This window comes from Acinetobacter sp. A2 (genome assembly GCF_012371325.1).
In the GTDB taxonomy this organism is placed as follows: domain Bacteria; phylum Pseudomonadota; class Gammaproteobacteria; order Pseudomonadales; family Moraxellaceae; genus Acinetobacter.
This window is the reverse complement of the sequence record NZ_JAAZQX010000003.1, coordinates 17454-32279: the sequence shown is the minus strand read 5'-3', so window position 1 is coordinate 32279 and position 14826 is coordinate 17454. Positions and strand designations below refer to the sequence as shown.

At 43.0% G+C, this 14826-nt stretch carries 13 protein-coding genes; 4 read left to right on the top strand and 9 right to left on the bottom strand.

Annotated features, from left to right (window positions below; translation table 11 throughout):
- Positions 1–88: 88 nt before the first annotated feature.
- Positions 89–820: a hydrolase gene (locus HHA43_RS02020; RefSeq protein WP_168418813.1), complete on the bottom strand. Its 732-nt coding sequence runs from the start codon at positions 818–820 to the stop codon at positions 89–91.
- Between the two features lie 130 nt (positions 821–950).
- On the bottom strand, positions 951–1415 hold the full coding sequence (gene ftn, locus HHA43_RS02015; RefSeq protein ID WP_168418812.1) for a heteropolymeric bacterioferritin subunit Ftn: 465 nt from the start codon (positions 1413–1415) through the stop codon (positions 951–953).
- 324 nt (positions 1416–1739) lie between these two features.
- On the opposite strand from ftn, the gene HHA43_RS02010 reads away from it, so the two are divergent.
- Positions 1740–2801: an SDR family oxidoreductase gene (locus HHA43_RS02010; RefSeq protein WP_168541611.1), complete on the top strand. Its 1062-nt coding sequence runs from the start codon at positions 1740–1742 to the stop codon at positions 2799–2801.
- 85 nt (positions 2802–2886) lie between these two features.
- Here the strand turns inward: HHA43_RS02010 and ligA are convergent, their stop codons facing one another.
- From ligA to HHA43_RS01985, 5 genes are all read right to left on the bottom strand, one after another.
- Positions 2887–4923, bottom strand: coding sequence for an NAD-dependent DNA ligase LigA (gene ligA, locus HHA43_RS02005; protein ID WP_168541609.1), 2037 nt, complete (start codon positions 4921–4923; stop codon positions 2887–2889).
- 177 nt (positions 4924–5100) lie between these two features.
- Positions 5101–6174 carry a cell division protein ZipA C-terminal FtsZ-binding domain-containing protein gene (locus HHA43_RS02000; RefSeq protein ID WP_168461227.1) on the bottom strand — a complete coding sequence of 358 codons (1074 nt, stop codon included), beginning with the start codon at positions 6172–6174 and terminating at the stop codon, positions 5101–5103.
- Between the two features lies 1 nt (position 6175).
- Positions 6176–9640: a chromosome segregation protein SMC gene (smc, locus tag HHA43_RS01995; RefSeq protein ID WP_168541607.1), complete on the bottom strand. Its 3465-nt coding sequence runs from the start codon at positions 9638–9640 to the stop codon at positions 6176–6178.
- Between the two features lie 10 nt (positions 9641–9650).
- Positions 9651–10346, bottom strand: coding sequence for a GntR family transcriptional regulator (locus HHA43_RS01990; RefSeq protein WP_168461231.1), 696 nt, complete (start codon positions 10344–10346; stop codon positions 9651–9653).
- Between the two features lie 250 nt (positions 10347–10596).
- A complete protein-coding gene (locus HHA43_RS01985) occupies positions 10597–11406 on the bottom strand; it encodes a sulfite exporter TauE/SafE family protein (RefSeq protein WP_168461233.1) in 810 nt (269 codons plus the stop codon).
- A 28-nt stretch (positions 11407–11434) separates the two neighbouring features.
- Between HHA43_RS01985 and HHA43_RS01980 the strand changes: the two genes are divergently transcribed.
- Together HHA43_RS01980 and HHA43_RS01975 are read left to right on the top strand one after the other, a co-directional pair.
- Entirely contained in the window at positions 11435–12205 is a 771-nt protein-coding gene (locus HHA43_RS01980; protein ID WP_168541605.1) for a biotin--[acetyl-CoA-carboxylase] ligase, read from the top strand.
- A complete protein-coding gene (locus HHA43_RS01975; protein ID WP_168541603.1) occupies positions 12202–12942 on the top strand; it encodes a type III pantothenate kinase in 741 nt (246 codons plus the stop codon). The genes HHA43_RS01980 and HHA43_RS01975 overlap by 4 nt, the downstream gene beginning before the upstream one ends.
- A gap of 6 nt (positions 12943–12948) precedes the next feature.
- On the opposite strand, the gene HHA43_RS01970 is transcribed toward HHA43_RS01975, so the two are convergent.
- Positions 12949–13479, bottom strand: a complete 531-nt coding sequence (locus HHA43_RS01970) for a gamma carbonic anhydrase family protein (protein ID WP_168541601.1) — start codon at positions 13477–13479, stop codon at positions 12949–12951.
- Positions 13480–13526: 47 nt separating this feature from the next.
- Entirely contained in the window at positions 13527–14123 is a 597-nt protein-coding gene (locus HHA43_RS01965) for a CoA pyrophosphatase (RefSeq protein ID WP_168418802.1), read from the bottom strand.
- Between the two features lie 124 nt (positions 14124–14247).
- Here HHA43_RS01965 and HHA43_RS01960 point away from each other — a divergent pair, with 124 nt between their 5' ends.
- Positions 14248–14796 carry an NUDIX hydrolase gene (locus HHA43_RS01960; protein WP_168541599.1) on the top strand — a complete coding sequence of 183 codons (549 nt, stop codon included), beginning with the start codon at positions 14248–14250 and terminating at the stop codon, positions 14794–14796.
- Positions 14797–14826: the final 30 nt, after the last annotated feature.

Genomic DNA, 14826 nt, shown 5'->3' with positions numbered 1-14826 from the left:
ATCCTGTCCTCATCCTTGAAATTACAAAACTAAGCTGTCGTAAATCTTAAACCTGTCTGCCTGCAAAATAAATTGCGAGATTTGTCACTTATCCCTGAGTTGACGGATTTTTCTGTAAATATTGGCAGATTTTGCTAGTCAGCTCATCTGCATGGAACAATGGCAGCCCATGCGAGCCTGATATAACATCTACACTTAAGAACTTTGCAGCTAAATTTTGAAGTTTAGTAGCAACTTTGCAATCAACTAAAACATCTTGCTCGGCAAAAATATGGTACTGCTGACCTACATACTGTTGTAGCTTATTCACCAAGTTTAGGTTTTCCAGTAAAGCCAAACCGTGTTTGAGTAAAGATTGAGGCTGTGCCTGCACCAAACTTTGCAATTGCAGCAAATCGGTTTTACTGCTGCTGACACCCTGACACACCATAAAACCAAATCGCTTTAACGTCAGAATTGGGTCTTGTTCAAAAGATTGTTTAAATTGAGTAAAAGTCGCTGAAGGCATAGCGGTATCCCACCCTGCGTGTGCCACAAAACACGGATTAGACGCAATCGTGATTAAGGTTTTATATTCTGCATATTGATGGGCAATCGCATCGACCAGTAGTGTTGCCAATTGACCGCCGAGTGACCAGCCCATAATCACATCAAACTGGCGTGCCAATTCCACCTGTTGCTGTAACACTTGTGCATCGGCAGCGTTAAAAATATTGATCAGTTCAACCCGAAAACCTTGTGCAATCAAAGCTTGCTGCAATGGGTTCAATAAAGCAGTGCCACCGCCCCAGCCCGTAATCAATAAAATTTGTTGTTGCACGCTGCTTACTCTCAAATTGAAAAATAGCTTCAGTATACCCAATCTGCTCAGCCATCATAGCTTGTTCAATTTAAAACACAGATAAAAAAGCCCGATCTGAATAGATCGGGCTTTGGGGTATTTGTTTACATCACATTTGCGATTGAATGTAGTTTTGCAAACCAATCAGCTCAATTAAACGTAATTGTTTTTCTAACCAGTAAGTGTGGTCTTCTTCGGTGTCGCTCATTTGCTGACGCAACATATCACGGCTGACATAGTCGCCTTTTTCTTCACACAATTTTACGCCTTGCGCCAATTTTTCACGCACTTCGTATTCCAGTTTTAAATCGGCTTTTAAGCAAGACACCACATCTTCGCCCACATCAACATCATCACGTTGCATATTCGGTGTGCCTTCAAGGAATAACACACGGCGAATCAAGGCATCTGCATGTTGCGCTTCTTCCTGCATTTCATGGTCAATGCGCTCAAAAATTTTGCTTAAGCCCCAATCTTCATACATACGCGAATGAATCAGGTATTGATCGCGAGCAGCCAGTTCGCCACCGATCAACATATTTAGATAGTCTACGACTTCTGGATTGCCACGCATTTGCTTCACTCCCTTTCTTGATCTAGTCATTATGGACATATTCGGTTTAAATTGCAAAAGTTAATTATTGTAAACCTATGATTTTTATAAAATTAAAATGAGAAACATACGCATTTGCAATTTAGTTTAAAAATTCCCATATATAAAACAAACGCTTGGAAAAACGGTGCAATAAAAATGACAACACAATGATTTTGCATCATTTTGTAAATACAGAATGAAAACTCATTTTGACGTTCGGATATTGTGAAAAATACCCAAAAAGCGGATTTTAAAACCCAGCTGCATTATCATAGCCACAAGTTCCATCACTTACGTAAAATAATGACAAATCTAAATCCCTCTGCACCCATTTTAGTCACAGGCGCAACAGGCTATATTGCCAGTTGGGTGATTAAAAACTTATTGGAGCAAGGTCATCAAGTGCATGCCACAGTCCGTGACCTCAACAAAACCCACAGTTTTCAGCACCTGACCGATATTGCAGCCAACAGCACTGGCAGCTTGCAATTATTTCAGGCCAACTTACTTGAAGATGGTGCGTTTGATGCCGCCATGCAGGGCTGTGAAATTGTGCTGCACATGGCTTCACCCTTTGTGGTCACCAATTATAAAGACGCAGTAAAAGACATTATTGAACCTGCGGTGATTGGCACCGAAAATGTTTTAAACAGTGTTAACCGTACTGCATCGGTAAAGCGTGTGGTGGTCACCTCTAGTATTGCCGCAACCTATGGTGATGCGATTGATATTTTAAAGACTGCACACAACCGTTTTGATGAAAGCCATTGGAATACGACCAGTAGTCCTGAACATCAGCCTTATCCTTATTCAAAAGTAGCAGCAGAACGTAAAGCTTGGGAAATGGTACAAGCACAGCAACGCTGGGATTTGGTCTGTATTAACCCTGCTTTGGTGCTCGGGCCATCCTTAACCAAAAACACGCAATCGGGCAGCGTGGAGGTTCTCTTGCAATTTGCCAATGGCTTAACGCTAGCAGGTGTGCCAGCCATGTGGAATGGTATTGTAGATGTACGTGATGTTGCCGATGCCCACATTCAAGCCGCTTTCAACCCTGCAGCGCAAGGTCGCTATATTATTAGTGGTGGTACATTCAGCTTACTGGAAATGGGCAAAATTTTGGCACAGCATTTTGGACGTAAATATCCGTTCCCACGTAATCAGTTACCTAAATTTGCCTTTAAAGCCTTTGGTCCTTTACTTGGTTTTTCCCGTAAATTTGTGGAACTGAATATGGGCTACCCAATTTATTTTAATGCGGAAAAAAGTCAGCGTGAATTGGGCATGCACTACCGCAATATTGAAACCAGTTTGATAGAGCACTTTCAGCAATTGATTGATGACGGGATTGTCAAAAAACGCTAAATCATCAACTTTTCTAATAAAACAAAGGCACTTCATCATGGAAGTGCCTTTGTTTTTAAGCAGATAAAATGCGCATGAATCATGCTTATTCAAGCACACCATATTCTTGCATGAGCTGAATAAACTCAGCTTCATTCATCACTTGCACACCCAACTTCTCGGCTTTTTCTAGCTTTGAGCCAGCTTTCTCACCAGCCACAACACATTTGGTTTTGCCCGACACACTGCCGCTGACCCGTGCACCCAACGCTTGCAATAATTGGGTTGCTTCATCGCGTCCCATTTGGCTTAAAGTACCCGTAATCACCCAGCTCTCACCATTTAACGGCTGGCGTGTTGGTGCTATCGGAGCATCCCAATGAATGCCTGCTGCCAATAATCGGTCCAATACTTCTAAATTATGCGGTGCTTGGAAAAAGTCTAAAATCCATTCTGCGGTAATGTCCCCCACATCTGGAGTTTTCTTTAATGCTTCTAGGTCAGCTTTACGCAAAGCCTCTAAAGTCTGGAAAGTATTGGCAAGCATGCGTGCTGTGGTTTCGCCCACACCCCGAATCCCCAAAGCATATATAAACGCAGCCAATGTGGTTTTTTTGCTATTTTCAATCGAGTCAATCAGGTTCTGAACTGACTTTTCACCCATTTTTTCAATGCTGAGCAAAGCATCGCGGTGTTCATGCAAATGATAAATATCGGCTACATTTTGCAGTAAATTCAAGTGCAGCAAGGATTCGACCCAACGATCGCCCAAACCTTCAATATCCATGGCTTTACGCGATACAAAATGACGAATCGCTTCAATACGCTGTGCTGCACAATACAAACCGCCTGAACAACGCGCCAACGCCTCACCTTCAGGCATCACCACAGGTGAATCACACACTGGGCATTGCTCTGGCAAATGGACTTCCTGCGCATCTGTAGGGCGGAATTCTGGCCAGACTTTTTCCACTTTCGGAATCACATCACCACTACGGTAAACGCTAACAGTATCGCCTAAACGCACATCTAAACGATGGATTTCACCAATATTATGCAAGGTCACATTAGATACTGTCACACCACCCACTGCGACTGGATTTAAACGCGCTACAGGGGTTAGCGTACCTGTACGACCTACTTGCCAGTCAATATTTTCAATAGTAGTTAAAGCCGCCACGGCAGGGAATTTATAAGCGGTTGCCCAACGTGGTTCACGACTTAAAAAACCCAATAGCTGTTGCTGTTTCAGCTCATTGACCTTGACCACCATGCCATCAATTTCAACGCTTAAATTCGGGCGTTCAAGGTTAATTTGTTCATAAGCGGCTTGAACTTCCTGAATGCTCTTGCAAACAAAATGACGTTCACCAATTTCAAAACCAAACTGTTCCAACCACGTTAAACTGTCTGACATGGTACTTTGCCCATGATGCGGTACACATTGCGCAATACCATAAGCATAGAATGCCAAAGGTCGCGATGCGGCAATACTCGGGTCTAACTGACGTAAACTGCCCGCTGCCGCATTACGTGGATTGGCAAAAGTTTTTTCACCTTTGGCTGTATTGGCAGCGTTAAGTTTTTCAAAGCCAAGTTTTGGCATTAGCACTTCGCCACGCACTTCCAAAAATTCAGGAATGGCAGTTGCATCCGCACTCAAGACTTTAGGCAAATTACGGATGGTTTTGACGTTGTGGGTAATATCTTCTCCAGTTTCGCCATCACCACGGGTCACACCACGCACCAATACCCCATGCTCGTACCAAAGCGAAATGGCCAGACCATCAAATTTGAGTTCAACATCGTATTCAATAGTTTGGTTAGGCAAGCGCTCTTCAACACGTCGTGCAAAGGCAAATAATTCTTCCTGATTAAAAACATTGCCTAAAGACAGCATCGGTACAGTGTGCGTCACACTGGTAAATTTCGCCAAAGGCGTACCACCGACTTTATTGGTTGGGGTATCAGGCTGCACCAAATCTGGATATTGCTGTTCTAGCGCTTTGAGCTGATGGAAAAGCTGATCATATTCACTGTCTGTAATTGTCGGTTGATCCATCACATAATAGGCATGATTGTGCTTGGCAAGCAGTTGAATCAATTGACGCATTTGCGCCACGACAGTTAAATCTACAGACATATTTTCCACCATAAAAAAGGGCGGTCTTGTTCCGCCCTTCTGTTTCTATGTAGCCGAGGCTACCATTTTGCTGACAGCATTATAAAAATGCCTGCCCTAAGTTGCAATTTATCTCAGATCACTTTGATTAATAATACTCTACGCAATTAAGCTTACACTGCGCAAAAATGCAGCATGTTAGCTATGACTTGCCTGACCCGCACGATAATCAATCGCTTGATGACGCCAGTGCTCACGTAATTGTGGGGTAAATTCCAAATGGTTTTGGTCATAGACCGTACCATCAATTTCACGCGCAATCAGTCCCGAAATACTAACCATGGTGTCAAAAGCATTTTGCACATCGCTATGCGGTAAAGCGAGGAAAAATGCCAAACCTTTAACCTGTTCAGTCGATAGCGTTTCTAAATCAAAGCCATCTGCGCCTTCATCATTAATTTGTAGCACAGAGAATAATAGCTTAGTGCCATCTTCGTTATAACGATGGAAACATGACATTTCACCAAAACGCAAACCGTATTTCATTAATACTTTTAAGGCCTTATCACCCGAAAGTATGCGACGCTCTGGGAATACATTCAGCGCAATAAAAGATTCCGCTGTGGCCAAAGCACTTTCTTCATCCATGATTTTTTGTTCATGCAAGTGCGAATCTAAAATGCTACTTTCTTCGTTAAATTCTGAAATTTCCGCAGTTTCAATGTGTTGATTCAGGCTGTATTCATTTGATGTTTTGGCCTGTTCACTGGTGTTTGGCTCAGTTTCTGCGATTACCTGTTGAATTTCATCTGACAATGAATATTCGGTCGTGTTAGATGTGGTCGATACTGTTGCAGTGCTTGGCTCAGCGACATCGGCAGTTACTGGCGCTGTTTCAGTCGTTACCTGAGCAGTCGTTTCAGAGGCATCTTGAGCTGACACATCGGTCTGTAGATTTGCCGTAGATTGAGTCGCTTCAGTACTTTTATCTGCAGTATCATCAGAAAATGCCTGTGGTTCAGTCTTGGCAGAAACTGGGGGTTCATGAACGGCATCTGCAGTCAAAGTCGGTTCTACCCGAACTGGAGTGGCGTCGCTCTGCAATTGATCACGTACATGCCGTGGAATAATTGGTTTTTGACTATCTGCATTAAACTGCAATTCAGAGTCCAATGACGGCGCTGAATCTGCTGGTTTTTTCAGAATCATTTTTAAACCAAACGCCATGATAATAATAGCGATGACAATTCCAACGATTGTGGTGATTTCCATATTATGCCTCCGCGACTAGGCCGTATTCTGCGGCTTCTTCTAAATTTACGGTTACTAATTTTGAGGTTCCCGGTTCAGGCATGGTAACACCTAAGAGGTCGGTTGCCATCGTCATAGCAAGTTTATTATGTGTAATGTAAATGAATTGGACTTGTTCAGAAAGTTCTTTTACTAAATTACAAAAACGTCCCACGTTGGCATCATCTAGCGGTGCATCAACTTCATCGAGCACACAAAATGGCGCTGGATTTAAACGGAAAATTGCAAAAACCAATGCCAACGCAGTCAGTGCTTTTTCACCACCAGAAAGTAAAGCTAAGGAACTGTTGCGCTTGCCTGGCGGACGTGCCATTAATTTTACTCCAGACTGCCAATCATCTTCCAAACTCAAACTCGCTTCACCGCCATTAAAGACTTTTGGAAACAGCTCCTGCAATTCGGCATTGATCTGATCAAAAGTACTCATAAACAATTTACGGGTTTCTTGATCAATACTTTTCATGGCCGCCTGCAACTGCGACACAGTATTTTCCAAATCTTCAATTTGATGGCTTAATTCTTCAAAACGGGCAGATACTTCTTCATATTCTTCCGAAGCTGCCAAATTGACTGCACCCAATTTATCAAACTGCTGCTGCGCTTTGGCCAGCTTCTGCTGATGTGCAGTCACATCAATTTGTAAACCAGTAATGATTTCACTGTTTAAATCTTTTAACAGTTCAGAATAATGCTGATAGTCCGACTTGGCCGACTGCCACGCCAAACGCTTTTCTTCAAGCTGTGCACGTAGCTGCTCATCTTGCTGCTGCTGTTGCTGGCGCTGTTCGGTCAATTGCTGCTGTTTGGACTGCACACTGTTCAATTCTACTTGCCATTCCTGCCAAGTTTTTTGCAGTTTTTCAGTCTGTTGCTGCTGCTCGGAAAACTGCGTTTCCAGCGCAGGTAATTCTAGTTGGACTGGATCGACAAACTTTTTGGCTTGTTCCATTTGCGCCACAATCTGTTGATATTGTGCTTTTAAGAAAGTGGCATCTTTTTCCAATAACTCAGTCTGCTGCTGGGTTTGCACTGCTTGACGACGCAGCAACTCTAGCTCTTGTTGCTGCTGCTGAAAAGTTTGCTGTGCTGTATCAAATTGCTCATTCAGCTGCTCGACCTGAAATTGCAAGGTTTTATATTGCGGCAAAGCCTGCTCAAGTTTAAATGCCAAAGCATGCAAATCAATTTCCAGATCATCTTTTTGCATGGCATCTTCTTCAAGTTGCTCATCTAACTGTGCCAATTGATTTTGCAACTGCTGTTGCTGTACAGCAAAGGCCTGCGCTGCACTTTCGGCTTTCGCAATTTGCACATCCACTGCCTGTACAGCCAGTTGCTGCTGTTTCAACGCCTGCTGTTGCTGCTGCAATTGCTGTTGTATGTGTTGTAATTGTTGCTGCAATTCGGGTAAATGCTGCACTGCCTGTTGCCATTGCGGCAATTGCAGCGCTAAAGCCTGCTCAATTTCATCCAAACGAATCCGATGGCTGAGCGCCCCTTGCCCCGCCTGCGCGGCTTCATCATAAAACAGCCCAATCACCCAATCAGGGCCAACATGATAACCATCTAAACTTAAAATAGATTGCCCTGCTTGCAATTGCGTTTGCAAAGCCAAAGCCTGTGATAAATTTTCTGCAATCGCAACCTGCTGCCACAAAGAACTTTGTGGTGCAGTAATCCAGTCACTTAAACATTCACAGCCAGACAATTGCATGGCCGATGTTTGGTGATCTGTAACAGCATTTACTTTTAACTGACGTGCGCAGCTGTCTTGAAAGGCGCTATTTAAATCGACCAACTGTGCAGATAGCCATTTAGATAAAAACTTTTCAATCAAACTGGCATGTGCTTTGGCTGTATCTGCAAGTTGTAATACTTGCATCAACTGCACTACATCGTTTGCCACTTTGGGACTTTGCTTAATGAGCAATTGATTTAGATTTTTCTGCTCAGACTGCAAAATCTGAATTTCGGATTTCAGCGCTGCACACTGTGTTTGATGCGATTGATACTGTGCCTGCAATGTACTCAGTTGCAGCGTAGTTTCCTGAATAAGCTGTTCTGAAACGCCTAATTCCATCTGCAAACGCTGCTTTTCATCGTGTAATTGCTGCAGGTTGTCTTGCCCATCCTGCTGCTGAATCTGAGCAAATTGCTGAGTCAAGGTTTGTTTTTGCTGTTCAATGCGGCTGATATTTTTGGCAAGCTGCTCACTTTGTGCCTGCATTTGCACATGTTTTTGTTGTTGTTGCTCTACTTGTGCCTTGATTTGTGCATACTGCTCGGTTTGACCACTTTGCTGGGCTTTTAAATCCTGCAACTGCTGTTGATGTTGCTGCGCTAACTGATCTTGCTGCTGCACATTACGCTGCTGTTCATCTTGTTGATCGGACAAAGTCTCTAGCTGCAATTCAATTAACTGCAAACGCTCTTTGGTTTGTGCTTTTTGTTGTTCTAACTGCGATAAGGTTGCAGTATTTTGCTGAAACAGACTTTGTTTTTGTTCCAGTGTCATTTTGAGTTCAGCCAGTTTTTTTTCTGCCTGCTGCCATTCTTGCTGCAACGGTGTCGATTGCTGAATTAAACGCTGAAATAATTCACTGGTTGCAGTTAAATCATGTTCCAAAGTAGTCAGCTCCGAACGTACCAGTTTAAAGCTTTCCCCAAGTTCATTCATACTCAAGGTATATTCTTGCTGTAAACGTGCACTGTGTTCGCATTGAAAAGACAGCACTTCTACTTTAATGGTACGAATTTCACTCTCAAGTGCTTTGTACTGAATGGCTGTTTCAGACTGACGCTTTAAAGTTTTCAGCTGTGATTTGAGTTCAGCTGCAATATCTTCCAAACGCGCAAGGTTTTGTGTGGTGTGATCCAAATGCAACATGGTTTCACGACGACGCGCCTGATAACGTGACACACCTGCGGCTTCTTCAATAAACACCCGCATTTCTTCAGGTTTGGCATCGACCAAACGGTTGATCATGCCCTGTTCAATAATTGCATATGAACGTGGGCCTAGACCTGTGCCTAAGAAAATATCGGTAATGTCACGACGGCGGCATTTGGTACCATTTAAAAAATATTCTGACTTGCCATCACGGTTGACCTGTCGACGGACTGACAGTTCATTATAGGCATTATAGGCACCGCCTAATTTGCCGTAGGTATTATCAAAACGCAGTTCTACACTGGCCACGCCCACTGGTTTACGCTTGGCGGTTCCCGTAAAAATGACATCCTGCATACTGCCACCACGCAGCTGACGTGCGCTGGACTCACCCATCACCCAACGAATGGCATCAATCACATTGGATTTACCACAGCCATTTGGCCCCACCACAGCGGTACGGTTGGCTTTAAAATGTAAGGTCGTACTGTCGGCAAAAGATTTAAAGCCAGAAAGTTTTAAGCTGCTTAAACGCATAATGTCCCAATTAACGGCGTGAACGTCTTGCCCAGGCAAGCTCGATCTGTTTCATACGGGTCAGAGATTCCAACACCAAGTTGCGCAAGTGTCGGCAAAAATCTTCCATAAATAAAGTGGCTTGTTGTGATTTTCTGCTTAAAATTGCATCACTCACCAGTTTAAATAATTCCAAAGATTCTTGTAACTCCCGACGCGAGGTATTTAAGGTTAAAAAATAGCTACGTCTTAGTGAAGGCAACAATTCCTGATAAAACTTCATCAAATAGATATTGCCAACCATGTCGGGCTGCTGTGCCAAATATTGAAATATTAAATCATAAAATTTTTCGGTATTGCCCAAACGACATTGCTCTGCCAACTGCAGCAAAAGCTGCTGTAAGATTTCAGCTTCATCTATGCGCCACGTATCGGCAATGCGTTGCACAATATAGCCCAACAGCAAACTGCTGCTATCAAATAACGCCCGCACTTGCTGTGCCGACATTTCTGTCACCATTGCCCCACGGCGCGGAAAAATTTCAATTAGATGGGTACGTTCCAATAACAACAACGCTTCACGCACCGATCCACGGCTGACATCTAGCTCTTTGGCAATGCGCAGTTCCTGAATACGCTCACCTTCAACCAAATCACCACTAATAATTTGCTCAGCAATATGTTGGGCTATTTGTTCCGACAAACTCTCTGATTCTTGTTGTTGCATACTGTTCCTATCTTGTTTTTATAAGATGCAGCGATGAAGTTCAGGACTGTATGATTTACAGCTACAGCATAAGTATTGAGCAGCAAACTTACTGTAACACCACAGTCCCAAACGAAGCATCTGACTTTTTTACTGCGAAACAGATCACATAACCATGACATTGTCTGACAATTTCATGGCGCTATAGCCAATTTTACACGGCTTAAAATAAAGAAAATAGATAAAAAATAAAGAATACTGCCCGCAGAAATTAGAAAAATGCACGCAGCCCCTGATAGACAAAGTAACATCCGACTGTGGTCAACAAACAGGCGAAACATTTTTTTAGCATTGCTGGCGATAAGCGATGTGCGACTTTAGCGCCTACTTTTGCCGTAATAAAGCTCATCACACTAATACCAATAAAGGCATAAATATGAATATAACCAATGGTATTCGGTACAGCGACTTCTGCTTGCTTACCAAACCAGATAAAACCCAATGCGCCTGCAATTGCAATTGGCAAACCACAAGCTGCTGAAGTTGCTACAGCTTTTTGCATCACGACACCATAACGGCTTAAATACGGCACAGTTAAACTGCCGCCGCCAATACCAAAAATCGCAGAGGCGATGCCAATTCCACCGCCTGCCATGACTTGCATTGGTGTAGATGGCAAATGATGAGATGGAGCTACTGCAACATTTGCCCCTCTAAACATTTTAAAAGCGACCCACAACGCAAAAGCACCAATGAGTAACTGTAAGCCTTGACCAGAAAGAAAATCGGCAATGCCGGCTCCCACAAATGCACCAACCACCAAACCCGGTGCAAGATTACGGAACACAGACCACATCACCGCACCTTTTTTATGATGCGCACTGACTGAACTAATTGAAGTCACAATAATGGTCGCCAATGACGTTCCCACGGCCATGTGCATTAACACCGAAGGATCATAATTGAGTTGAGTGAACACAATATATAAAATTGGCACAATAATTAAGCCACCACCGACACCAAACAGCCCTGCTGTAAATCCGGCAATTGCACCAATCAATAAATATATGATTAACTCCATAAATATATTCCACTATTTGTAAATTCGTATGGATGTAGAAACCCGACAACTGCAACAACAACTCACAGAAGCAGGTCAGCTTCCAGAAGTACTCATCCTGAAGCCGATTACCACGTCTACCAATGATGATGTACGGGAAATTGCACAAAAAGGTGTGCAGAGTGTCTTGGTCTGTAGTACCAGACAAACGCATGGTCGAGGACAACGTCAACGGCAATGGGTATCACCCGAAGGGAACATCTATTTAAGCACATTGCTAAATTTACGAACACCTGTAAATGGGTGTTTAGCTTTAGAAGTTGCGTTAAATATCTTGCAAATGCCGAGTCTAGAGGCGCTTGATCTACAAGTAAAATGGCCGAATGACTTATACAGCCCACAAGGCAAATGGGGCGGCATCTTAATTGAGCCAATTTCGGCTCAGCAAGTAATCGTCGGTGTCGGACTCAATCTTTCACCTGTCAGCTCACCCGTCATTGATCAAAAAACCACATCTCTGACCGAGCTTGGTTTAACCTCAATAAACCGTATCAGTTTAGTTGCAGAACTTTATCTTGCTATCCAGCAAGCCTGCGACTGGTTTAATCATGATTGCTACAATTTAGCATCCCGCTTTAATCACTATGCAGCATTCAAACAACAACGAGTGGAATTTGAACACTTTAAAGGCACGTGCGAGGGTGTGTTTTTAGGTATTCAGGATGATGGCGCAGTGCAAATTGAAACGGCACAGGGTATCGAAGTTTTTTATCAAGGTCGATTACGCCCGCTTGATTTAGCCACCGAGTCAACATCATGAAAAATTTATGGCTAGATATTGGTAATACCCGCCTGAAGTACTGGGTAACTGAGAATGAACGTGTGATCGAGCATGAGGCAGAATTACATTTGCAATCTCCTGCCGATTTATTACTTGGCTTAATTCAACATTTTAAAAGCCTGAATGTGCATAAAGTCGGTGTGTCTTCAGTACAAGATCAGAAGAACAACCAACGCATTCATTTGATTTTAAAGACTCTGAATGTGCCTGTGATTTATGCCAAAGTACATGCTGATTATGCAGGCTTGCACTGTGAATATGACATTAAGCAACTTGGGATTGACCGCTGGCTACAAGTGCTTGCCGTTGCCAGTGATCCACAAGAAAACTACTGTGTCATCAGTTGTGGTACAGCTTTGACTATTGATTTAGCTGATGGATTAACTCATATAGGCGGCTACATTTTACCGAATCTGTATTTACAACGTGATGCGCTCATTCAAAATACCAAAGGCATTAAAATTCCAGATGCGGCCTTTGATGAACTCACCCCAGGACGCAGCACCATCGATGCGGTTCATCATGGTATTTTATTGGGTTTACTTAGCACCATTGAACATGTAATTCGGCAATCGCCACGCAAACTAATTTTAACAGGTGGCGATGCCCCGCTATTTGCCAAGTTTTTGCAACAATATCAACCACAAGTCGAGCAAGATTTATTGCTAAAAGGTTTGCAGCGTTATATTGAATACGCACCTATAGCAACAGAATAGACGCCCCTAAAGCGTAGTAGGCTCCAAGTTCACAAAATGCGGAAAGTGCTCTGCATAATGCAAAGCACTCATTTTTAAACGCGCTGCAGCCGACTCATCTAAAGTTTTCACGACTTTACCTGGTGAGCCCATCACCACAGAATTATCTGGAATGACTTTGCCTTCAGGAATTAAAGCATTGGCACCAATAATACAATTTTTCCCAATCACAGCATGATTCAACACCACAGCATTAATGCCTATCAGGCTATTATCACCCACGGTACAACCATGTAGCATGGCCTGATGCCCAATGGTGACATAATCACCAATATTCATTTCAATGCCTGCATCGGTATGCAAAACCGCATTTTCCTGCACATTACTAAAATGCCCGATTTTGATTTTGCTGTTGTCGGCTCGAATCACCGCGCCAAACCAGACACTAACTTTCTGTCCAAGCTCTACCTGACCAATCACTGTGGCATTATCAGCCACCCAGCCATCCCATGGGTGTTGTAAAGCTTTAGGTGCATGACCTTGAAATTTATACAGCATGATTCCTTCCTTTGAGTGTAAATGTCGGTATTTGTTATAAAGTCAGCTTATTTTTTAAATTTGGGTGAGTTCAGTAAGAACGGCCATTCTTTACGATAATCCAGACCGTATTCAAACAAGGACACCAACATGCGCGCAGTTAAACCCCAAACCACTTCATCTTCAACTTGCATACTCGGAAAGTATAATTTTTGTTGAGCAAAATTCACCTCATAAGGCATGGGTGGTGCTTCCATCAAATGCTGCAACGATGCAAAAAAGATTCGATCAATTTCTGAAGGTTGTGGAATTAATTCAACTTCTGGAGAGATGAGCCCCACCACAGGTTTAACCAACATCCCATTACGGGCTTTTTGCATAGGCAAGTCGCCGATCAATTGCACATCAAAGGGATTTAACGCAGTTTCTTCCTGTGCCTCGCGCAATGCCACCACAATATTACTGGTATCTTGTGGATCGCGTTTCCCCCCAGGAAAAGACACCTCGCCTGCATGGTTATTTAATAAAGTAGAACGGCGTGTTAACAGTACTTTAGGATCATGCTCATCTGTAATTGCAATCAATACCGCAGCATGCGCTTCTCTAAGTGTTTTGGAAAAGCGCAAACGTTGCTGTAATAGATGCGTGAGCGAATGATCAAACATACTTTATTGTTCTCCTTGTTTTATTATTTCATCATAGCTGAAATGCACGAGCAATAGATAGAGAGGATGCCAAAGTCGAAATTTTCAGTTATTCTGAGAACTCCCTTCGGCAATGACGATCAATATGAACTTTTGTGGCAATTGTGGGCAAAAAACAATAACTAAAATACCGCTTGGCGATCAACAACTGCGTCAGGTATGTCGTGCCTGTGGCACGATTCATTACGTCAATCCTAAAGTCATTTGCGGTGCCTTAGTCACTTGGGAAAATAAAGTTTTGTTGTGCCGCCGTGCCATTGAGCCACGTTATGGTCTATGGACTTTACCTGCGGGCTACATGGAAATGTTTGAAACCATGGAACAAGGTTCAGCACGTGAAACCCGTGAAGAAGCCGAAGCAGAAATTAAGATTGAACAACTGTATTGTATGTACAACATTCCGCGTATTGGACAAATTTATGTGCTGTTCAAGGCGCAATTGTTGAATGGTCAATTTGGTGCAGGTGAGGAAACCATTGAATCACGCCTATTTAGCGAAGATGAAATTCCGTGGTCAGAACTGGCTTTCCCGAGTGTAGAAAGAACTTTGCAACACTACTTTGCAGATCGAAAGAACAATCATTTCACCACACATTTAGAAACATTAGGTTCTCGTACCGATCATACGGGTTAAGTATGAAAGCTTTAATTCCACAGCGAGTAA